The sequence below is a fragment of the Prosthecobacter algae genome (assembly GCF_039542385.1).
Taxonomy (GTDB): Bacteria; Verrucomicrobiota; Verrucomicrobiia; order Verrucomicrobiales; family Verrucomicrobiaceae; genus Prosthecobacter; species Prosthecobacter algae.
Window position 1 is genome coordinate 69,740 of the sequence record NZ_BAABIA010000006.1, and the last position, 23,391, is coordinate 93,130.

The 23,391-nt window shown below is 60.5% G+C and carries 10 protein-coding genes; 2 read left to right on the forward strand and 8 right to left on the reverse strand.

The annotated features are described in order from the left end of the window. Positions 1 to 24: 24 nt before the first annotated feature. The gene (locus ABEB25_RS14980) at positions 25 to 10,158 is read right to left on the reverse strand and encodes an autotransporter-associated beta strand repeat-containing protein (RefSeq protein ID WP_345737228.1); all 10,134 of its coding nucleotides are present in this window, start codon (positions 10,156 to 10,158) and stop codon (positions 25 to 27) included. Between the two features lie 466 nt (positions 10,159 to 10,624). Between ABEB25_RS14980 and ABEB25_RS14985 the strand changes: the two genes are divergently transcribed. Next, the gene (locus ABEB25_RS14985; protein ID WP_345737229.1) at positions 10,625 to 12,073 is read left to right on the forward strand and encodes a neutral/alkaline non-lysosomal ceramidase N-terminal domain-containing protein; all 1,449 of its coding nucleotides are present in this window, start codon (positions 10,625 to 10,627) and stop codon (positions 12,071 to 12,073) included. A gap of 651 nt (positions 12,074 to 12,724) precedes the next feature. On the opposite strand, the gene ABEB25_RS14990 is transcribed toward ABEB25_RS14985, so the two are convergent. From ABEB25_RS14990 to ABEB25_RS15010, 5 genes are all read right to left on the reverse strand, one after another. Further along, the gene (locus ABEB25_RS14990; RefSeq protein WP_345737230.1) at positions 12,725 to 13,612 is read right to left on the reverse strand and encodes a sugar phosphate isomerase/epimerase family protein; all 888 of its coding nucleotides are present in this window, start codon (positions 13,610 to 13,612) and stop codon (positions 12,725 to 12,727) included. A gap of 130 nt (positions 13,613 to 13,742) precedes the next feature. Next, positions 13,743 to 15,077 (reverse strand): DUF4340 domain-containing protein, encoded by a 1,335-nt coding sequence (locus tag ABEB25_RS14995; RefSeq protein ID WP_345737231.1) that lies wholly within the window; start codon positions 15,075 to 15,077, stop codon positions 13,743 to 13,745. 36 nt (positions 15,078 to 15,113) lie between these two features. Next, positions 15,114 to 17,216, reverse strand: a complete 2,103-nt coding sequence (locus ABEB25_RS15000; protein WP_345737232.1) for a Gldg family protein — start codon at positions 17,214 to 17,216, stop codon at positions 15,114 to 15,116. Between the two features lie 37 nt (positions 17,217 to 17,253). Beyond that, positions 17,254 to 18,015, reverse strand: a complete 762-nt coding sequence (locus tag ABEB25_RS15005; protein ID WP_345737233.1) for an ABC transporter permease — start codon at positions 18,013 to 18,015, stop codon at positions 17,254 to 17,256. A gap of 42 nt (positions 18,016 to 18,057) precedes the next feature. Beyond that, a complete protein-coding gene (locus ABEB25_RS15010; protein WP_345737234.1) occupies positions 18,058 to 18,786 on the reverse strand; it encodes an ABC transporter ATP-binding protein in 729 nt (242 codons plus the stop codon). A 245-nt stretch (positions 18,787 to 19,031) separates the two neighbouring features. On the opposite strand from ABEB25_RS15010, the gene ABEB25_RS15015 reads away from it, so the two are divergent. Then, positions 19,032 to 20,393: a Gfo/Idh/MocA family protein gene (locus ABEB25_RS15015; protein ID WP_345737235.1), complete on the forward strand. Its 1,362-nt coding sequence runs from the start codon at positions 19,032 to 19,034 to the stop codon at positions 20,391 to 20,393. A 31-nt stretch (positions 20,394 to 20,424) separates the two neighbouring features. Here the strand turns inward: ABEB25_RS15015 and ABEB25_RS15020 are convergent, their stop codons facing one another. Together ABEB25_RS15020 and ABEB25_RS15025 are read right to left on the reverse strand one after the other, a co-directional pair. Then, the gene (locus ABEB25_RS15020; RefSeq protein ID WP_345737236.1) at positions 20,425 to 21,831 is read right to left on the reverse strand and encodes a sulfatase; all 1,407 of its coding nucleotides are present in this window, start codon (positions 21,829 to 21,831) and stop codon (positions 20,425 to 20,427) included. Positions 21,832 to 21,864: 33 nt separating this feature from the next. Then, positions 21,865 to 23,376, reverse strand: a complete 1,512-nt coding sequence (locus tag ABEB25_RS15025; RefSeq protein WP_345737237.1) for a DUF7133 domain-containing protein — start codon at positions 23,374 to 23,376, stop codon at positions 21,865 to 21,867. Positions 23,377 to 23,391 lie beyond the last annotated feature (15 nt).

Sequence of the window (23,391 nt, forward strand, 5' to 3'; positions counted from 1 at the left end):
GCATCCACAAACCCCCGGCCCGGATCAACGACGGCGGCGGAAGTGCAGTCCCAGAAGTCCGATGAAGAGCAGCAGCAGGCGGCTGGGTTCTGGCACGACCACGATCAGGCCGTGGCTGTTAAACAGCCCCGTATCCCAGCTCAGACTGCCAGTGAGCGTTGGCAGGTTGAAAGTTGGCGTACCCGTGGCTGCAGCCGTGCCCAGGCTGGTCCAGTCCAGGATCTGGAAGACATGCCCGTAGTCCGGCACAAAGCCGTTCAGGAAGATGTTGGATACCTGAATCGTCGTCAGCAGGCTCGGGGCGCTCGGATCATTGATGTTGAGCTGGTCATGCTGGGTCGTTCCCGGTTCATAGTTCGTCCAGGAGGCCGGGACACTGAAGCCGGAAGGATTAGCCTGATATGCCAGCACATTGGCCAGATCGAGTGTCGTCGCCCCGCCAAGCTGGAACAGCAGGATGGATTCCGAAGTGGAACTGAGGCTGCCAATGTTCAACTGGCCGAGAGTGCTGACACCGCTGCTGTTCACGGAGCCAGGGGCGATGATGCCACTGTTGGCCACCAGGCCAGAGATGCGGCCCGTGCCAGCCAGGGTGCTGCCAATGCCGACAGTCACCGTGCCGGTACCAGTGCCGGAACCCGTGAGGTTGTTCACCACCAGCGTGCCTGCGCTGACCATGCTGCCGCCTACGTAAGTGTTGGCGTTGGTGAGGAACAAGGTGCCTGTGCCCGTTTTGGTCAGCACCGCGCAATCGGTTCCAGAGATGATGCCGGAGGCCGTGAGCTGGTTCGGAGAAACCACCTCCAGGCTGCCGCCCGAGCCTCCCAGGGAAATGCTGCGGTTCACACCCAGGTCCACCGTGGCCCCGGTGCTGCGCAGCACGCCGCCATTGTTGAGCGCGAGGGTGTTCGTCACCGAGCCATCGCCCAGATTCGTTGCACTGGCGATGCTGATGCGGCCCTGGTTGATCGTGGTCGCTCCGGCATACGTGTTGTCAGCGCGGAGATAAAGAGTGCGCGAGCCTTCCTTGATAATGCCCCCGTTGCGGACAACCGTCTCGATCACGGCGTCGTTGCGGAAGTTTGGATCCGTTTGGCTTGTCTCCACCACGATACGACGATCCGCCCCCCCCAGATCAAGGGTGCCGGTGACACTGCGGGTGCCGGCACTCGCCGTGCCTGTCCCAGTGATCAGGAGCTGGAACTCCGTCGTGCCGCCATCAGTCACGCGGTTGTTGTTCAGGATGATGTCGCCCATCACCGTCAGCACGCCAGTCGCTCCAGTGGCCACAATGGTGCCCCCGGAGGAGGTGGTTAGGAGAATCAGCCCGCCGATGGTCTCGCTGAAGTTATTCAGGTCAAAGCGCTGGGAGGTCCCCGTTCCATGGCGGATTTCCACCTTGGCCGTGTCGGCGATCTGGTCGCTGGCCAACAGTCGGACGATTGGAGTGGCCCCGCTGATGAGCAGGCCGCCGGTGCCGATGGCATTGCCGCCCGTAACATTCAGTTCTAGAGCGCCTGCGGTAACGGTGAACAGCCCGGTGTGCGTGCTGGCGGTGGTACCTGTCAGAGTCAGCGTTCCGGTGCCGAGCTTGCGCAATTCCGCATTGCCTGTGAGCATGAGATTGGTGGCCGTGGCGTTGATGGCATTCAAGTTGATGGTGCCACCACCCGTCCCCACATTCCACATACGGCTGCCCAGATCCCCTGTGTAACCCGCGCCCAGATTGAGCTGGCCACCAGCAAAATTGATCGCTCCTGTGCCGAGAGCGGCGATGTTGGAAATCTCAAGGTTCCCCTGGTTCAGGTAAACGCTGGTGAAAGCGTTCAGCACGTTGGTGAGGCGGAGAGTGCCTGCACCCGATTTCACCAACGGCACAGCCGAAGTCAGCGCCGGATCCAGCGTCACTGTGCCAGTCCCGGTGGTGAAGATGGAGTAATCGCGGCCACCACCTGCGGTGAGGCCGGAGATGCCGCTGATGCTGTGGTTGCCATTGCCTGCAAACAACAAGGTGCCGCTGGTGACTTCCATCGAGGAGGATGTGCCACTGAGCGCAATGGCCGTGGCAGAATCAAACACCAGCGCATTGATGGCCGTCGGCGTCGCCACAAGGGTGGAGGAGGCCGTGTAGCGGATGTTGTTATTCAGCGTGCCCGTGATGGCCGCGGAGTCATTGATGTACTCCGTCGAGGCCAGCGGGCGGAGGCCCAGCGCGGCAGACTCATGAGTCACCAAAGTATTGCCAGCGCCGGAGGCATCCGAATGGCCGATGATCCAGGGGATGATGGAAATGTTGGACGATGTGATGAGGCCGCCGCCGCCCACTTCATAACCTTCCAGTGTCGCCGTGGCCCCCGTATCAAAGCGGATGAGGCCGCGCTGGGTGGCCGTGGTGGTGCCCAGCGCCGGTCCGCGAACCAAAAGTGTCGAACGCTGTGTGCCGCGTGTCAGGGTGTCCGCCACCAAGTCGGCGATGGTGGAGGTCCCCGTGCCTGTCCCGTTGTTCCCCTGCGAGAGGATGAGGTTATGCCCGTAGCCTAAATTGATGGGGCCGACGTTTTCCGTGCGAGTAGCATTCTGGTTCTGGTTGTAGCTCCAAAGACCGTTGCGCGGAGACACGGTGACGGTTCCAGCCGTATTGTTCAGCGTGATCGGTGCAGAATCACTGAGACGGTTGATGGTGCTTGTCTGATCCTGACGGAAGATGAGTTCAGCTCCGGCATTCACCGTGTAGGAAGTGGCCGAACTCAGGCGACCGGCCCCTCCCTGAAGATCGATGCGTCCCAGATCCGCCACCACAGCACCTGTGAAGTCGGCGCTCAGGCCGGTGATGGTCAGGTAGTCAATGTTGGTTTTCACCAGGGTGCCGCTGCCGGAGAAGGCACCGCCAAAGATGAAGTTTTCGTTGGCCGTGCCATCGCCATCGCTCTGATTCAGCGTGAGCTGGGAGCCTGCATTCAGCAGCACCGTGCCATTCGCATTTTCCCCGCCTTGCAGCAGGCCGATGGTTTCAGTCTGGCCTGCGGGAAGTTCCAGCACGGTTGCCCCGGAGCCCAGGGCACCAATGATGTTCACGGGAGAGAGATCGCCGATGGCGTTGCCTCCGGTCAGCACCAGACGGCCTTCGTTCAGCGTCACCGCCGCCGTGTTGGAAAGCGCGCGGCCAGAGAGGATCAGGGTGCCTTCACCGCTCTTGGTCAAAGTACCGTCGCGGTCCGAGCTGATTTCAAAAGTGCCGCCCGTGTTGTTCTGGTGAACCACCAGCGGACCGATGAGGCGACCACCGGTGATGGCGGTATTGTTCGCGCCTACATTGGAGGTCAGCAGAATGCCACCGCTGCTGATGGCCAGGGAGCGGAAATTGTTAATCGCCAGCGTGCTCGCCGCATTGGCATTGAAGGTCAGTGAGGCAATGTTAGGCACACACTGGTCCACCACATTGGTTAAGACCGCTGTATTGATCACATGCTGGCCTGCCGTCCAGGCATCCACATCATTTCCTGGAGTGCTGACTAGGGAGGTGATCTTACCACCACTGACCGTGGCAAAAGCCGAACTGTTCACCGTCGCCCAGCCGCCGATGATGCCATCCGTGAGCGTGGTGGTACCGATCTTCACCTCCGTGCCGGAGCCGATCTCAAAGTTCAGGGTGGAGTTGTTCGTGCGAGTGAGGGTGCCGATGATATCGAGCGTCACAGCCGCGCCATTGTTGACGAGGGCGATCTCCCCCGCCCCGCGAGCCACCGCCAAACTGGCGACTGCCTGCGAGGCTGGCACCGTGCCATGACCATTGAGCGACAGCCGAGGGTTGGCCTCCGCGACGGTGCCCCCCAGTGTAAGGATCCCAGTGCCGATCTTATTGTCGGTGCCGGACTGGGTGCCAAAGTCGAGCGCCAGCTCTCCTTCACGCACCAGCGTGTTGCCCGTGCCAAAGGCGTTGTTGCCAGAGAGCACCACCGTTCCCACACTGTCTTTGTTGATGCTGTTGGCCCCAGTCACCGTGCTCGCCAGATTCGCGCTGACGCTGCCCGCGTAACCATTCAGGACGGTCCCAATGTTCACCGTGCCTGTCCCGATGACATTGCCGATGCGGTCTGCCGTATTGCTCGCACCGCCCACATCCAGCCTCGGTGTGGTGAAGGAGAAGCTATTCAAATTCAGCGTGGAGGTGCCGGCGGCGTTTTCATTCACCAGCACAAACTCCATCGCGCTGCCGAGGATGTTGTGGGCCAGGAGGTTGATGGTGCCGCCCGTTCTCACATAGAGGCCGTTGCTGGTTGTGTCTGCAATGAGGGACCCATCAATGGTGCCGCTGATGTTCAGCACGCTCGTGGCTCCTGTCACAATGACATCGTTCTGCACCGAGGTACCGTCCAGGTTGAGGGTGCCATTGTTGATCGCCAGGGTATCCCCAATGTTGATCGCGCCCGTCAGCGTCCACGTTCCCGTGCCCGCTTTGTTGAGGTCGCGCCCCGTTTCCAGGGTTGCCACTCCGTCGGAGGTGACGTCGCCAGAAAACACGTTGTTGCCGGTGCCATCGAGGGTCAGCGCATGGTTGGAGGCAATGAGGTAGTCGCCCGAGACCGTCAGGTCCGTCGTTGCCGAGGTGGAATCATTGCCGATGATCGTGCGGCTCGTTCCCGTGCCCACCAGGTTCACGCTCACCGTGGAGCCCAGCGGATTATTCACTGCGTCATAAGTGATGTTGCCGCCCAGAGTCAGGCTGCCGCCCGTGGCCGTATCCAGAAGATTGGCCTGGGAGGTGCTGCTGGCACCGCCGAGGGTGATGGCCCCGGTAAGGGTCATCGTGCGGCCATTGATTTCCATCACGGCTGCCTGGCCAGCATCGGCATTGATAAACAATCCCGTGCTGCCCGTGCTGCTGCCACTCGCACCCAGTTGCACTGTGCCCTGGTTGATGGTCGTCGTGCCGACATAAGTGTTGGCACCGTCGAGGATCAGCGTGCCCGCCCCCTTCTTCACCAGGCTCACATTGTTTTCATTCGTGCCTGCACCGCCGATGCCAAAGCCCAGCGTCAGCGGTGTCGCCTGATTCAGAGTCAGGGTGGAAAGCGCCGCCGCCCCGCCCACGATGCCATGGCTGCCAAAGCTGCCCAGCACCAGACTGCCAAGCGTCACATTCGCCGCACCTTGTGCCGTGCCCAGTTGCAAAATAGCACCGCTAGTGGCCGACCCCAGGGTCAATGCGGAACCATTCGGCAGCGAATCCGTGCCGGTCAGCCCCAGCCGCCCTGCGCGGATGCTAGTGCTGCCTGTGTAGGTGGAGGTACCACCCAAAATGACTGTCCCTGTCGCCGTCGGGCTGGCATTGAGATCCAGCGATCCCGTGCCGCTCACCCCGCCCAGCACGGCCAGTGTCCCCGCCGCATCTTCCACATTCCAGGCCTGCGTAGCCCCAATGCCCACGGGCGCACTCACGGTGACTGTCCCTGCATTGCCGCTGGCAAGCGTGAAACCGATGCCCGAGGCACCTGTGAGCGTCAGTTTGTCAGTGCCGCCGACGGTGACTCCGTTGGTTACTGAACCGGCTTCAAACGTCACCTGCTTCACCGTCAGGTCAGCCCCCAGGCTGGTGGTGAAATTAGCCGAGCCATTGGCACTGAAGTGCACGTGCGAATTGCTGTCTGGCGGGACGGAGGCATCCACACCACCCGCTTGGGAGGAATCCCAGTTGGTGTTGCCACCGATTCCGGAGCCACTCCACACCCCGGTACCAGTACCGCTCAGATCGCCCTTCCACCAAACATCCGGCGGTGCCGCCTGCGCGGTCAGCGTCAGGATAAGGCGGTCGTTATTGCCCAGGTCTGGGCTCTCACGGGTGACGTTATAAATGAAGTTACCGGGATTGAAGATTGTCCCGGCGACAAAGCTACCGGAGCCCAGGAAGCTTCCATCGGCAGCGCTGTTGATCAGTGTGTAAGAAGTCAACGTCGGTGTACCCACCACATAGATGTCCGCGCTCGTCGTCCCGTTCCGCGTCAGGGTCTGCCCCGCCGTGAGATTGATCTGGTCATTGGTCGCCCCATTGATGCCAAAACCCAGGATGGCTCCGGTCGTGTTGCCCAGCGTCAGCACATTGCCGGTGCCGGCAAAGGTCTGCGTGCTGTTGCCATGCTGGAAGAACAGCTTGGCACCATCGGCCACCGTGGCGCGCTGCACATTGCTGCCCAGCAGGCCCGCGCCGCTGACGATCAATTCACCTGCATTCACCGCCACTGTGCCGTTCAGAGAATTGCTGCCTGCGACCGTGAGGCTGCCTGCACCATTTTTGACAAAATTCAGGTTATTCTGGAAAGTGCCCGCACCGCCCAGACCACCATTGAAGGTCGTTGTCGTGGCCTGATTCACCGTGAAGGTGGACCGGGTGCCATTGCCGCCTAGGATCGCATTCGCCGTGCCGGTACCGGAGGAGGAAAGCTCCGCCACCGTCTGGTTCAGCGCCCCGGAAGGACCACCAATCTGCAACTGGCCGGAGAATGCCCCCTGCCCCAGGATCACCGGCACGTTGGCGGCAAAGCGGTTGTCCTGGAAAGTCTGCCCGCTGGTATTCGTGATGCCACCATCCAGCACCATCCGGCCCTGTTGCACCGCAACGGTCCCCGTCGCCGTGCTCACTCCGGCCGCACCGGAAAAAATCTGCGTGCCAGGTCCCTTTTTCACAAGAGCGAGAGACATCGCTGCACCATCGCGGAGGATACCGTTGAAGGTGAATTCATCTCCCGCTCCATCCGTGTTGATCGTCAGTGTGCGCACCAAGGTCGCGCTGAAGCTTTCGATGAAACCCGTCCCCTGCAGGCCGCCCACTTCCTGGCTACCGCCAAACAGGCGCAGGGCCCCGTTGCCATTGGCCGTCAACACCCCGCCGATGGGCATGTAGTTATCACCGCCGGAGATTTCAATGCGGCCCGAGTTGATGACCGTGTTGCCCGTGTAAAGCTGCGGCACCGTGTAGTAAACTTCGCCATCAGCGGTGATGGAGACAGCGTTGGGACCATTGTCCACAATCGGAGCATTGATCTCGATCCGGCGCGCGCCATGGATGCGTCCCTCATATCCCGTAACGGCATTGTTGCCAAAGGTGATAGACCCACCAGCCCCCCCGGCAGAGATGGTGTTCGTCTGGGTGCCTGTGGAAAGGATGATGCCGCCGCTGACGGTCAGCAGATTTCCTTGCAGGAAAAGGTCCGCGCCCGTGCCACCGGTATTGTCAATCACCAGACCGCCAATGATGGCAGGCCCGTCCAGGAGTGGATCGGAATTGTTCGCCGTGATGTCCAAATAAACATTCTGCCCGGTGATGCTCGCCGAGCTAAGGGCCGCATTCGCCGCAAAGGCCTGGAAGAAATAGTCCGTCGTCGTCGGGCTGAAATCCAGCAGGCGGAAGCCATTGCCTGCGGCATACGTCACAAGGCTGGAGCCCGTGCTGCTTGAGGAGACGCCGCCCGTCAGATACGGCACGATGCCAATCGCACTGCCCGTGCCTGCGGAGCTCAGCGTGATGCCGTTCGTCACGATGAAGTTCGCTTCCGCACCGCCCGGGTCGCCCGCATTGCCACCCGTCGTATTCGCAGCCGTTGCATCATCTGCCAGACCGTTGATGGCAAAGCCCAGGTTGTCCCCGCGCACCAACCCCGTAGCAAAGTTCGTGCGCAGCAGGCGCGAGGCCGTCAGCACCACATCGCCATGGGTGTTGTTCGCGTCAGTGTTGGAGCCAAAGTCCGCATCCAGCGTGATGGTGTTGAAGCCACCAGACATCGTGATGTCACCCACCACTTCAGCGGGGCGAGCGCTGTTAGATCCAGTAATGAGGAAGCTACCCCGGTTCAGAGTGATCGGCGCCGTGTCGCCGATGCGGTTGCTGATTGCGCGGCTGTCCGCACCATTTTGGTTGTCCAGCGTCAGCGTCCCCCCGGTCTCCACCAGGAAGGACTTGGCTCCAGTCAGCGTCCCGGCCAGCAGGCTGGTGGCACTGTTCGTGTCTCCCAAAATGCGGAAGGTGCCGCCACGGATAATCACCTCCCCCAAAAAGGCCGTGTTCAGCGAGCGGTGTCCGTAAGTGTTTGTGCCCGACTTGATCAGCTTCGAATCTGCCGTGCCCGTCAACTGGCCATAATAATCCACGCTCGCACCACCGGCCATTTCCAGCGTGTTGCCATTCAGGTTCACCGTCGCCAGGTTGCTGCCACTCAGGTGCTGCACCCGGTTGTAGTTGCCTGAGCCACTGAAGTTCAGCACACCATTCACATTCAGCCGGCTGGCAGGCAGGATGAAGGAACCACCAACCGTCACCGTACCGCCATTGATGGAGGTGGGCCCCGTGTAGGTCTGCGGCTGGTTGATGGTCAGCGTGCCGGGTCCCGTCTTGGCCAAGCCCGTATCACCCGTGATGGTGGCATTCAACGTTAGATCATTCACCGTGTAGATGAAGCCTTCCGTCGCCGCGCCAAAGTTGATGGTTCCATTGGCGATCGTTGCCGGTGCCGTGCCGCTGCTCAGGATGCTGGCCCCGGCCAGCGACAGCACATTTCCACCCAGGTCCAGCGTCACTCCCGCACCCGCCAGATTCGCCGTGAGATCATTCGTATTAGCCGCCAGCGTCTGGTTGGCTTCCAGCTTCACGTTCTGCCCCAGCCCGGCAAAGGAGGACACCATTTCCGAAGCCTGCAGCAGGCGGAGCCCGTTGACATCGTAGGTCACAAATCCTGTCCCCTGTCCCGTCAGGGAATGATCCCCCAATATTCCCGGCACAATGCCCGCCGTCGGCGTCCCCAGCGTCCCCGTGATGGTCGGTGCCGTCACATCAAAAAGCAGCCGGGCCACCCCAGCTCCCGCAGGTCCGGTCCCCAGATTGCTGCCACGAAGCAAAAGCGTGGAACCTGCCGAACGAATGAGACTGTCCGCAGTCAAGGTAAGCCCGGCACCGCCATCTTCCAGCGTGATGACGGCATTCGAATCTACCCCGTTCATTTCCGCGATGTTCAGCGGCCCAGTCACCTCCGTCGTCGCCGCCAGTGCATTGCCGATCATGTGCAAATGTGCCGTGGAGCGGAACTGCAGCTCTTCGTCATCATGCAGACGGTTCTGCGCCACATGGTTAGCCACGGAGCTGTCCAGGCGAAGCGTGGAATAGGGCACCGCCACATCTTTCACCGTGGAAGTATCGGATCGACCGAGCAAAATCATGCCCACGATCTGGTTCGCCGCACCATTCGCATTCGCCAGCGACAGCGTGCCGGAATACACCAGCAACTGGTCTTGAAAATTCACATCTCCGGCGATCACCTGCGTGCCCAGGTTTGCCTGCCCCTGCTTCGCCAAATCTCCCGTAGTTGGGCCTGTCACAGACCCAGAAAAGGTCAGCGTCTCACCCGTGAGCGTGCGGAAATCCAGGTTACCTGCATTGATCACCGACCCTGTTCCCGTGAGGCCACGAAAGGCATCGCCAAAGCCGCCTTTGTCCCAGGTCGTGCCGCTGGTCATGTTGATGATCGTCGTCGTATCACCAAAAGCATTGTCCTGAGTGTTCAGCAGTGTCGCCCCGTTTTGCAGCGTGATGATGCCGATCCCATACGAGTTGTCCGTCGTGTTGCCCAGGCTCAGGGTCCCTGCACCGTCCACGATAAGGTCGTCCGTTCCATCCGCAGTGAAGGAACCAATCGTCAATGTCCGCCCCGTCCCCAGCAGCCAGGTTTGGTCAGCCCCCAGGGTGACCGCTGAAGTGATGCTCACATCGGCCCCAGCACCCGTCATGTCGATAGCCACACCCGTCGCCGTCTGCCCCGTCCCCGTCGGAGTAAGCGTCAGCGTGTTTCCACTGATCGCCAATGCCGAAGTGATTCCCGAACCAAAAGTTAGACTGCGCGCCGTACGGCTGGCTCCCAGCGTCTGTGTGGTGGTGTTCAACGCCCCGGTAGCAAAAAAGAACAAGTCATCTGTGGCCGTCGTGGTGTTTGCAGGCGCCGCACCCGTTCCGTTCGCTGCCAAGTTCCAATTCGTCGTGACATTCCAGGCGCCCGAAGTGCTGCCATCCCAATACAGTGTGACGGCCTGCAAAGGCTGACTGATCTGCCAACTGCTCAGCAAAGCTACCAGGGCAAGACTCACGTGTCGGCGATGACGACGAAGGGTATGGATCATAGAAGTTGGGGTTGGTACCAAAAGGCTCCGCCTGAGAGTGGCCTAACCAGACATGGCAACTCTAGGACATCCTGGAAGTGCTTTGCTGAAGAGACCGGGGTTGGGGGTTGGGCTCAGGCAGGGCCTAATAAAAACACCTGAGTTTCCGAGAAAAGTGAGTCGCGAGTAAAGACATTTTTCGATTCCATATCAAAATACTCAAAAGGACCCGTAGCCCGTCCTTAGCTGTTGAGGCTTAACCATTTATTCTCAAAAATGATTCACTTGGATCGGCGTTTTTCGATCCACTATAATTTCATGCAAAACGCCTTTTTGAATAGCCAGTTTGGTTAGGCCCTCTCTCCGGCTGAAAGCTCACGAAACAGCCCTTCGTCCACCCGAGGTCAGTCGCTTCCCCGCTCACTTTTTAACGCTCCTCTGATTTACCAACGCAGAAACCAGGCTTTACCACCGTAGGTCTCTGACTATGCGCCGCCGCCTCTTCTCCGGTTGTCTTCTTGCCCTGCTCCTGCCCGCGTTTTCGGCCCAGGCTGAATTTAAGGCCGGAGCCTTTGCCCAGGACATCTCGCCCACCCAATTCCCCACCCCCGTCAATGGCAGCATGAAGGGCAACTTTGCCCAGGGAATCACCGATCCCATGCACGCCCGCTGCTTGGCCCTGCATGATGGCCAGCGCGCCCTGGTTTATGTCGTGGTGGATGCCTGCATGATCCCGCGCGAGATCTGCGAAGACGCCAAGGCCCTCGCCGCCAAGGAAACCGGCATCCCCGCCGCGCACATCCTCATCTCCGCCACCCACACCCACTCTGCCGCCACCCTCGCCGGCGTATTTCAGAGCGACCCCGATCCCGAGTATGTCAAAACCGTGGCCCCGCGCATCGCCGCCGGTATCGCCCAGGCCGTGAAAAATCTGGAGCCCGCCGAGTTCGGCTGGGCCTTTGGCAGCGATCCCGCCCACGTCTTCAACCGCCGCTGGCACATGAAGGAAGGCCAGTACTACGAAAATCCTTTCGGCATCACGACCGACCGCGCCAAGATGAACCCCGGTAACGTCAGCACTAGCGTCTCCGTTCCCACTTCCGCCGTGGATCAGGACGTCGCCGTCATCGCCGTCCGCGCCCTTGCCGACAAACGTCCCATCGGCCTGTTGGCCAACTACAGCCTCCACTACGTCGGCGGCAACACCGCCATCAGTGCCGACTACTTCGGCGCTTTTGCCCGTGAAATCGGCAGCCGCCTGGGCGCTGGAGATCCCCGCTACACTGGCAAGCCCGCCTTTGTCGGCATCCTGTCCAACGGCACCAGCGGCAACATCAACAACATCAACTTCGGCTCCTCCATCCGCTACAAGCGCAACCCCGGAGAGCAGATCAACATCGTCGCCCGCAGCGTCGCCGATGCCACTCAGGGGGCCTATGACACCATCAAGTGGGAGTCCAAAATCACCCTCGATTCCGAAGAGACCGATCTCCAGTTAGGCGTTCGCAAAGGCAACGCGCAGGACCTCGCCCAGGCCAAAGAATGGCTGGCCACCATCCCCAAAGACAAGGACGGCCAGTGGGCCGACAAAAAAGCCATTTACGCCCGCGAAACCCTGCTGCTGGCCGACTACCCGGACACCGTCCCCGTGAAGCTCCAGGCCCACCGCATCGGCACCCTCAGCGTCGCCTCCATCCCCTGCGAAGTCTTTGTGCAGATCGGCCTCCGGCTGAAGCAGACCACCCCCTTCCTCCGCCACTTCACCATCTCCCTCGCCAATGGCTACAACGGCTACCTCCCCACGGAGGAAGACCATGCCATGGGCGGTTATGAAACCTGGCGTGCCCGCAGCAGCTACCTGGAAGTCCCCGCCTCCACCAAAGTCACCGAAAAGCTGGAAGACATGCTCGCTACCCTGAAACGCCGGGCTCAATAACAAATCATCAAACAAAGGTCCGCCTGCGCACCTCCAGTACACCTCGCCCGTTCTGTTGGTGTATAGCCTTTAGGCGATTTCAAAGACTTCCCCTTTTCTCAGAATCGCCCAATTCTACCCGCCACAAGAATGAACCCGCTCCGCGATTAGCTTTGCACAAGTCGTCCTTGGGAAGCTCTGAATTTAAGAGCAACGAATGCTTCAAAAATCGCGCAATGGTATTGGTTAGGCCAAGCCAAAAAAACGTCCTCCCTCGCCCCGCTTGCGGAAGCGGGTTGGGGGTGAGGGGCCGTCGAAAGCTTTTCGAGGTGGAGCCTGGACACGTTTCCCAAACGAGGTCTGGCGTGCTGCGCCCCCCTCACCTTGGCCTCTCCCAGGGGAGAGGGAACGCACGTTGGCAGATCTAGAATTGTGAGCGAACGAGAATTTGGAAAGGGTACGTGTGGTCTTCATTACTCGAAGACCAAACGGCGTCCCCCCTCGCCCGCTTGTAGGGTTGCGAAGCCGCGAAGCGAAAGGGCTGGGGTGAGGGTCGGTCGAATGCTTTTCGAGGTGGAGACTGGAGAGCCTGGACACGTTTCTCCAACGAGGTCTGTGGTGGAGCCGTCGCGTCACGCTGGGCACCTGCTCTCCCCGACCGCCACATCACATTCACATCGCAAAGATGCGGTCCATGCGCTCCGTCAGCATCTTCAGGCCGTTCGGGTTCAGGCCGCCGCGCTGCTCGCTGATCGCCCAGCCTGTGTAGCCAACATCGTCGAGGGCCTTCATGATGGCGGGCCAGTTGTTGTCCCCTTCCGTCAGGTCACAGTCAAAGCCCTTCCACACCCCTTCTTCCTTCATCTTCTTCGTGCTGTATTCCTTCACGTGGATGCGGTTGATGCGCTTGCCCAGCACCTTGATCCACTGCTCCGGCCAGCCATAGCGCAGCACATTGCCGATGTCGAAATGCCAGCCCACGATAGGATCGCCGATCTCTTCCAGAAAGCGCACGGCCTCCAGCGGGCTGAGAATGAAATTGTTCCAGACGTTCTCGATGGAGATCTTCACGTCCAGTTCCTTGGCCAGGGGCACGGCTTTTTTCAGTTCCGTGATGGAACGTTCCCAGGCCACATCATAAGGCACCTCTTCATTGCAGACGCCGGGAACGACAAGGATGGAGCCCGCCCCATAGGTCTTGGCATCGCGCAGCGTCGTCAGCACGCCTTGCAAGCCCGCCTCACGTTCCGCCGCATCATTGTGGGTGAGGGTCTGCTTCCAGTGTGTGTGGCAGCAGACGCTGGCAGCCTCCAGACCGCTGGCCCCGAGGGCGTCCAGCACTTCCTGCTGGTTCATCCCGCCAGACGGTTCCACCCCTTCATAACCAACCGCCTTCGCAGCCGCATACTTCTCCATCAGCGTGCCTTTGATGCCCAGGGTCCCGCCCATGATGGCCTTGCGCAGCTTGCGTGGGGCAGCAGCGGCGTTGGACACATTCGGGACGAGGCTGAGAGCGGCAGCCCCGAGAGTTTGACGGAAAAAGGTACGGCGGGAGGACATGGCGTGAATGGGAAGCAAACGATACGGCAGTTCTCACCACACCCTGTCGCCGATTCCAAGCAAAAACGGCAACCTGCGGAAAGCAGGTTGCCGTTGAGAGGTTCCAAAACAGATCCGCAGACCCGCCTTCTTATTCCTTCGCAGGGGCTGGGGCAGCCGCTGGCTGAGGTGCCGCTGGAGCAGCGACAGGCGGTGTCGCTGCCGAAGCCGGTGCTGGTGCAGCAGCCGGGGCTGGTGCGGGGGCAGACGGAGCGGTCGGGAAAGGCAGCGATGCGCCAGCAGGTGCCGGGGCTCCAGGTGCCGCAGGGGCAGGAGTTGCCTTGGCGGCCACTTTCACGATTTCACTGCGCTTCTTGAAGAGGTTGTTCACCGTGTATTCGGAGACTTCAAAGGCCCATCCGGCGAACTTCTGCTCTCTGGCCAGCTTGGCTTCCAGTTCCTTGGTCTTCGCGGCAAAGGCTTCATCGGCCTTCTTCTTGTCCTCTTCCTTCTCGTCCTTCACAGGCGGGCGTGATTTGGGGAAGTTGCCCTTCACATTCACGCTCAGGTAAAAGCGCCCCACACCATCAGCGGAAGGCTGCTTGACCACCTCAAGATCGTAAACAAAACCGTCAAAGGTGACGATGTTCACTTTCGAGGCACCCTTCAGCACCTTGGCACTTTCTTCCTTTGTCACCACGTCGTTGAAGACCGGGGTGGAAAGCAGGTTGCCCACGGGCAGCTTGGCAGCATCCAGGGCTTCGCCGGGCTTGGCATCCATGAGCGCGAACTCCATGGCCGCATCATTCGGGCGGTCCACTTTCCAGCCTTCGTCGGCCTGCGGCGGCACCAGGGTGATTTCCTTGATGCGCTGAATGTCAATGAAGGCCTTGTCCAGCCAGGTTTCCGGCTTGGGCTCCAGGTCCGTGAACGGATTGCTGACGACCCAGATGGTGTCTCCATCATCTGGGATGCGCACGAAGCGCTGGCCGCTGCCACCGAACTGGTTGCTGGCACGGCCGCCTGCCGTGTCAATGGTCTTGCCGAGGATCAGGGACTTGATGATCTTGCCCCCTTCACCGATCAGCTCCACTTGCGTGCCCACGCCTTCACTGCCTTCTCCGGGAGGCTGCACCTGGATTTCGGCCCAGGCGCCCTTGCGGACCTGCTGCTTGTTGGCGATGCGCTGCTCATACAGCTCCTGGATCACCGTGCTGATGCGGTCCATGCTGGCTGGATAACCGCCGCGCTGCTCGATGCTGGCGCTTTTGCCATCCTCAGCAAGGCTGACGGTGGCTTCCGATTTCGCGTCTTTCACACGGATCTTTTTCACCGCCAGGATGTCGAGGTCGGGCAGCAGTTGCTCGCGCACTTTCACACCCGTATTGGCGGCGGTGTTGAGCACGGAGTTCTGCTGTTTCTGGTAGACAATGCCGGCTCCGACCAGCCCGCCGAGGATGATGAGGAGAATGAGAATCTTCTTCATGGATGAATATGGAATCGAAGAGTTTGAAGGAACAAATCAGACGGCAGCGGTAACCGCACGACGACGCATGGCCAGCAGCAGGCCAAGACTGATGACGAGCAACGGCACGGCCAAGAAGTTGAGAAGGACGATCATGGACTTCGTGAACTCGATCTCCTTGTTCTGTTCCCGCTTCACTTCGCGAATCTGGCGGTTGATGTCAGACTGGGTCTTCATCAGCTCGTTCAGTTCCTTGATCTGACGTGGGTCGGCCAACTGGCCGTCCTTCACGCGCAGGGGGCCCATCTTCTGGGCGGTTTCGTCCAGTTTCGCCTGGAGGGCCTGGCGCTGTGGGCGGTACTTCTGGTCCACCTTCTCACGCAGTTCAGCCATTTTCAGGAAGGGGCGCTGGGTGGCAGCACGGCCACGCACCTGCAGGAGGTCACCACCGCCGCTGAGGACTTCGATGGCGTTGAGCATCAGAGGCAGGTTGGCATTCGCAGCCACCATCTCACCCGTGACGCGGTCACGGCCCACGCAGAGCTCGTCATACATCATGTCAGCGTCGCCGAAGAGGACGACCACGCCTTCATTGCTGACGGATTCCTTGATGGTGCCGTCGCTGATGTTGAACTCTTCCTTCTTCGCTGGAGCATTGGGGGCAGCAGGAGCTTCAGCCTTCGGCGCAGCCGGGGCCGAAACAACGGGCGTTGCGGGTGCCGTGACAGGAGCCGTAGGTGCGGGGGCCGCAGGAGCAGCGGCGGCAGTTGGTGCTGGCGCAGGGGCCGGTGCTGGAGCGGCTGTGGGCGCATCGGCAGGTTTAGGTGCCGTGGCATCTTCCTGTGCGCCGCCGGATTCAGGGCTGGCTGCAGGGCCTTTCGGGCGACCACCTGGGAAGGCGGTCTTGAACTTGCCGCTCAGACGCACCGCGAGGATCTGTGGGCGGCCCGTGGCGCTGAAGGTGTTCATGCGTTCCGGGGTCAGAGACTCGGCTTCAGAAACGTCCAACAGTTCATTGGCCTTAGAGCTGCTGGCCAGGATGGTGGACTGGATGCCATCACGGGGATCAATGGTGAAGGCTCCGCTCACCAGCATGCGCAAGGGCTGCAGGTTGGAGGTCATGCGGTCGGTCTGGTCCAGCGCCTCAGCCGGAAGCTCCAGGTCGAGGGGATTCTGGCCACCCTGTGGACTGCGATAGTTCACATCGGCCACGACCTGGTTCTTGGTGAAGGAGACGCCCCAGGCCTTGAACAGGTTGGCCAGGTCAGACGCCGGATTGATGACACCGCCGGGCTGGCCGGTCATCGGGTTCGGCTGGTTGCTGTACACACGCTTGGCCACAATGCTCTGCGGATCCACCAGGGCGATCACCTTGCCACCCTTGAGCAGGTATTGGTCAATCGCGTACTCGGCAGTCTCCGTGATGTCCGCCGGGTGGATGACCACCAGCGTGTTGATGTCCGAATCAATCTTGTCGGAGCTCATCGGCACGTCACGCACTTCATAGTCCATGCGCAGGCGCTGAATGAGGATCCACGGCTGCTGGCTGCGCTGCTGCTGTTGAAAGGGGAACATCGGGGAGCCCATGATCGGCATGGAGGTCATCACACCAATGACGGTCTTGGAGGTCTGGGAGACCTTCTGGATGGCGCGGGTGATGTTGTATTCCAGCGAGGTTTCCTGTTCCGGGCTCAGGAAGGGCAGCACTTCCTTGTTGGCGGCCGACTGAATGGCCATGCCAAAGTAAAGCATGTCGCCATCCTGGTTCACAGGCAGACCTTGGATGTCGTCCTCGCGGGCGCGGTCTTCATCTTCGGTGTTCGGATTGGGGTTCAGCCTTTCCAGGATGAGCTTGCCCTTGGCCGCCGTCTGGAACTCCAGCAGGAGATCGCGCACCACCGTGGCGCGCATCTTGAGCTGGGGCGGCATGATGCGGTCATCCGTCGTTTCGTAGTAGCGGATGGTCACCGGCTTGTCTGGGTTCAGCCGGTCCAGGATGTTACGCGTGCCTTCGGTCAGCGTGTAGAGCTTGTTCTGGGTGAGGTCCACGCGGGCATTGCCCAGGCCGAGGCCGCCAACCAGGAAGTTCACGGCAAAAACGATGGCGATAACCAGCAGGGCCGTGATGCCCGCGGTGCCTTCTTTGCTGTTCAAATTCATAAGAGGATTCTGAAAGGGATAAGGGTAACGTCAGGTCTCAGGCGCGCTTGGAGCGCAGGCCCATGTGGGTGATGATGAGGGCGACGGCGATCACGGAAACGAAGTACAGCACGTCACGCAGGACGAAGATGCCGCGGGTCATTTCAAAGAAGTGATCCATGAAGCTGAGGTAGCTGATGAAACGGACCACAGGCTCGAGGGCGGCAGGAACGGTGCTGAGCACGGTGTTCAAGATCCCGGGGTGGCCGATCAGCGTCAGCGTGATGCAGAGGGCCACGGAGACGATGAAGCAGACCACCTGACTGCGGGTGTAAGCACTGGCGGCGCTGGTGACGGCGAGACAACCGAGGGCATACAGGTAGCTCGCGGCATAACCAGTGATCATCGGGCCCGGATCCGGATTGCCCAACCAGCAGACGGTGATCACCACCGGGAAGGTTAGGGCCAGACCGATGAGCCAGACCATCGCTGCGGCAAAGAACTTGCCAATGATGGCCTGCCAGGGAGACAGGGGCATGGTCATCAACAGTTCGAAGGTGCCCAGGCGGTGCTCCTCAGACCACAGGCGCATGCCCACGGCAGGGGCCAGCACGATGTAGATCCAGGGATGCCAGGCAAAGAAGGTTTCGGTCAGCGAGGCATTGTTCGTCTCCAGCAGCATCTGGCCGAAGAAGAAGGTGAAAGCCATCGTGGCCAGGAGGTAGATCACGACAATGACGTAAAGCACCGGCGAATTGAAGTAGGAGAGGAACTCCCGCTTAAAGATCGCCAGAGTGTTTTCCAGGTCTCTGCTTTTCATGAGGTTGTTAGAAGGGGTCGGAAGAGGGTTGGAACGAGGCTGTTACTTCACCGTATCGGGACGGGTGATAGCGCGGAACACTTCATCCAGCGAGTTGACGCCGGGGACGAGCTTCTTGAGCTGGTCCGGTGTGCCGTCCGCGACGACTTTGCCACGGTCAATGATGATGGCGCGGGAGCAGGCGGCCTCCACTTCTTCCAGAATGTGGGTGGAGAAGATGATAGCCTTGGTTTCGCCCATGCGCTTGATGAGGCCGCGCACTTCATGCTTCTGGTTGGGGTCCAGACCGTCGGTCGGCTCGTCGAGAATGAGCACTTCCGGATCGTGAATGATGCTTTGGGCAAAGCAGGTGCGGTGGCGGTAGCCCTTGGAAAGGGTGTCCACGCTCTGATTGCGCACGCTTTCCAGGAAGCAGAGTTCCAGGACGCGGTCGATGGCCTTGCTCTTGGCAGCGCCGGTGACGCCGCGAATCTCAGCACAGAAGCCGAGGAAGCTCGCCACGGTCATGTCGGAATACAGGGGGGCGTTTTCTGGCAGGTAGCCGATGGACCGCTTGGCCAGTTCCGGCTCTTCCAGCATGTTGACGCCACCAATGCTGATGTTGCCGGAGGTCGGGCGGAAGTAGCCGGTGACCATGCGCATGGAGGTGGATTTGCCAGCGCCGTTGGGCCCGAGGAAGCCGAGGACCTGACCCTTTTCGACAGAGAAGGAGACGTCGTCCACCGCCACCTTGCTGCCGAACACTTTTCGGAGGTTTTGCACTTGGATCATACTGTCACTATCATGGTTGTTTGGGGTTGTCTTAACAGGGAGAGCTGTGTGACACACAGACACTCTGCCGCGTTCAAAAACACGCGGGGCGCTTTATGGTTGCCTCCGCCGGATTTGCAAACGGATTTTACGCCGAGAATCAACAGCCTTAGTGGCAAACCGCAGGCGTGGCGAGAAAACTCGGTGGAATGACCCGAAATGATTCTCGACAGGCCGGGGCAACTTTGGCTAAAACCAAGTCCCCAATGAAACGTGTTCCCCTTTCTTCTCGCCGTCAGTTCCTGGCCAAGTCGGCCGGTGTGCTCGGATTTCCGGCCATCATCCCGGCCAGTGTGCTGGGACAAAACGCCCCCTCCAATAAGATCACCATGGCCGTGCTGGGATGGGGTATGATGGGCCCCAGCAACACCAACAAGTTCCTGGCTGAGGCCGACTGCCAGATCGTGGCCGCCTGTGATATTGACAAGCGCAACCTGGAAAAGGCCGTGGGCACCGTCAATGCCGCCTACAAAAACACCGACTGCAAAGGCTATCACGACTACCGCGAGGTGATGGCCCGCAAGGACATTGACACCGTCATGCTGGCCCTGCCGGACAACTGGCATGCGCTGACCTCCATCGAAGCCGCCAAGAACGGCAAGGACATCTATGGTGAAAAGCCCCTGGCCCGTACCATTGCCGAGCAGCAGGCTATCGTGAATGCCGTCAAACGTTATGGCCGCATCTGGCAGACGGGCTCCTGGCAGCGCAGCGAGAACAATTTCCGCATCGGCGCGGAGGTCGTGCGCAACGGACTCATCGGCAAGCTTACCCATGTGGAAGTGGGCCTGCCCGCAGGGCACAACGACTTTGCCAAAACCGGCGACAAGCGCAGCGTCACCCCGCCACCGGCGGAGCTGGACTATGAGATGTGGATCGGGCCTGCGGCGATGCAGGACTACATCGAGTGCCGCGTGCACAAGAACTGGCGCTGGGACTACAACATCGGCGGGGGCCAGCTTCTTGATTGGATCGGCCACCACTGCGACATCGCCCACTGGGGCATGGACATGGACAGCAGCGGCCCTTCCCTCATCAAGCCTTTGCAGGTGGACATGCCACCGCGCACGGACATCTGGAACACGGCGACCAAGTACCGCGCCGAAGCGAGCTATGCAGGTGACATCGTGATGACCATCGCTGGCGGTCATGAGGACATCAAGATGGGCACCAAGTGGATCGGCACGGATGGCTGGGTGCATGTGAACCGGGGCTCCTACGATGCCTCCAAGCCTGAGCTGAAGAAGGTCATCAAGAAGCGTGAGGGAGACAAGGTGGTGGAAGCGGCCACGGCCCCGAAACTGGGAGATGATGTCATCAGGACCCGTCTCTATGAAACCCCAGGCCATCATCGCAACTTCCTGGACTGTGTGAAGAACCGCAAGCCAACGGTGACCCCTGTGGAGACGGCCCACCGCAGCGCCACACCGGGTCACTTGGCCCTGATCGCATTCCTGGTGAATCGTCCGATCAAGTGGGATCCGGTGAAGGAGATCATCCTGGACGATCCGGAAGCCAGCAAGCTGCTGACCCGCGAGTATCGCGGTCCCTGGAAGCTGGAAGCTTAAACGAATGATGAAGCTTTCTGAGCGACGCCGATCAGCGTTGCTCAGGAAGCGCCATCGGCGGAAGTTGTTGGGCGAGCAAGGCACGCAGTTCTTTCAAAATGGAGGCATGCTCCGGGGCCTGGGCGAGATTGGTGTATTCATGCGGATCGGCCTCGTGATCGTAGAGTTCGATGCCGTTGCGGCCCTCGTCCCACTCCGTACAGCGCCAGCGGGCGGTGCGCACGCTGCGGCCCCAATGCTGCGCGTCTTTGCCACGGCGGGCCTGAGTGAAGGCGGCCTCATGGACAGATGAGGCAGGGTCGTTCAGCACAGGGCGGAGGCTTTTGCCCTGCAAGTGAGAAGGGGCCGGAATGCCGCAGAGGTCGCAGAGCGTGGGATAGAGATCGGTAAGCTCCGCGAGGCCCAGGGCGGTGCGGCCATTGCCCTTCATGCCGGGCGCGGAGACGATGAGCGGAACGCGGGCGCTTTCCTCAAAGAGGCTGCGTTTGTGCCAGAGGCCATGCTCACCGAGATGCCAGCCGTGGTCACTGGTGAAGATGACGATGGTATTCTCCAACAGGCCCTGTTCCTTCAGCGAGGCCAGCAGACGACCAGCCTGCGTATCCACATAACTGACACAGGCGAGGTAAGCGCGGATGGAGGCGCGGCGCTGTTCGGGCGTGGAGGTCATGGCATAACCGGGCACGGAACCATTGCGAGCCGGGGCGGGGATGTCCTCGACATCATTGGCGGGAGCGTCAGGCAGAGTGATCTTATCCAGAGGATAGAGGTCAAAGTACTTGGCCGGAGCAACGAGGGGCAGATGCGGACGGTGAAAGCCGACGGCGAGGAAGAAGGGCTTGTCGGCATCGCGCTTCTTCAGCCAGCCGATGGCGGTGGTGGCAAAGGCACCGTCGCAGAGCTGGTCGTCATCCCCCGGGATTTCCTGCCAGACGAGACCCTGCTTCTTGCCGGTCTGGACGGTGACGGCAGAGCTACGTTTGGGCGGATAGGGGCGCTCATCCTTGAAGGGCGTGCCGAAGTCCCAGGCCTGAGGATCGTCCATGCTTTCCAGGCCCGTGGGAATGCCGAGGTGGAAGAGCTTGCCACAGCGGGCGGTGGCGTAGCCTTGCTGGCGGAAGTGATGCGGCAGGGTGAGGACGTCTGGGATGTTGACGTAAAGGCTGTCGGCATTGTCCGTGACACGTGTCTGGTTAGGCCGCAGGCCGCTAAGGAAAGAGGAGCGGGAGGGATTGCAGTGAGGGAACTGGCAGTAGGCCCGGCTGAAGAGCACCCCTTCCCTGGCCAAGGCATCCAGATGCGGAGTCTGCGCCTGAGGATGGCCGTAGCTGCCAAGCGTGGCGGCGAGATCGTCCGACACCATGAGCAGGACATTCGGCCGGGTGTCCGCAGCCCAGGTGTGGACGGCGAAGACAAAGAGGAGAAGGAAATGCTTCATAGGCGGGCCTGATAACGCAGGCCTGCTGCCGCTCTATCGTTTGGGAATTTCGTTGAGCGTGTAGTAGGCCACGGAATGGAGCAAAGGCTGGCTTTTGGCGTTCTTTACCCCATCGAGGTGGAGTTCATGCACGTGCCCCTGGGTGAGGGGAGTGAGGGTGAGGCGCACGCTTTTGCCATCGGCACTGACTTTGGCGGAAGTGATTTTGGGAAGGATCTCATCCACCTCGGGACCGCCGTAGTCTTCGCGGTAGGCATAGGTGAACTCGCGCATCGAGTAGCTGGCCACGTCGCTGGCGGATTTGGCATCCACAGGCTCGGTGAAGGTCAGCTCAAAACCATCGGGCGTGGCGCGCATCTCATGGATTTCAAAAGGCAGCTTGCCGGTCCATTCGAGTTTCTCAAAGCAGAAGGGCTTGCCACCACGGGCACCCCAGCCACGGTCACTGCCGCCGGTGTAAAGGTGACCTTCGGCATCCATACGCCCGCCGATGAGGCCGCTGGCGAAGCCGGTGCGGAAGGGAATGACGGCGCCCTGTTTGATACCGTTGACGGTTTCGAGAAAGACGCGGCTGACGTTGCTGTGGCTCTGGTCGGCAATGAAGAGCTGCTTCTGGAAGGGGCCAAACTTGCCGCCGGATTCATCGCAGAGGATGAAAGTGGGGGAGTTGCCGATCTTGCCGTGGACGAGATACACGGCGGGAGGAAGCAGCTCCTTGATGCGTTTGCGCTCGGCGACGATGCGGTCGGGATCGCCATTCGGATTGGCCTCGCCGCGCTTGCGATTGCCCTTGAAAGCTTCAGGGATGGGATCGAGCGGACGGGGGCCCATGTTGGGGGCGAGGGAGTACCAGATGTTGCCAGCGGGGTGGCCCTGGAAGCTGCCGGGGACGAGGTGCTGGAGGGTGGAAGAACCGTGCCAGGGGCCCTGGTTGTCCACGTAATAGACTTCGCCATCGGCATCGAAGCCGACACCACCTGGGCTGCGGATGCCGCTGCAAGTGGGGACGAGGGTGCCATCTGGCTTGATGCGAAGGGCCCAGCCACGGAAGGGCACCTTGCTGTCGAATGAACCGGTGAGGCAGAGGGTGACCCAGAGGTCGCCCTGTTTGTCAAAGCGGCTGCCTAAGGCATATTCATGGTAGTCGCCGGAGACACCCCACTGGTCATTGACGTTTTCAAACACATCGGCCCGGCCATCGCCATCTTCATCCCTGAGGCGGGTGATTTCATAACGGGTGGTGGCGTAAAGAGCACCGTCCTTGTAACCGAGGCCGAGGACTTCATGAAGACCGGAGGCAAACAGCTTGTAGCTGACTTTTGAGGGATCGGACTGCTGGGCGTTGGAGACGATCCAGATCTCACCTCGGCGGGTGCCGAGGGCGAGTTTGCCTTCAGGCAAAAGCTCGATGGAACCCACTTCCAGCGCGGTTTCAGCCGGGGTGGTGTAAGTGGTGATCTTGTAAAAATCGGCTTCGACGGGATCGGCGGCGGAAAGCGTGCTGCCGAGAGAGGCCAGGAGGGAGAGCAAGACAAAACGGTTCATGAGAACGAAAGAGAA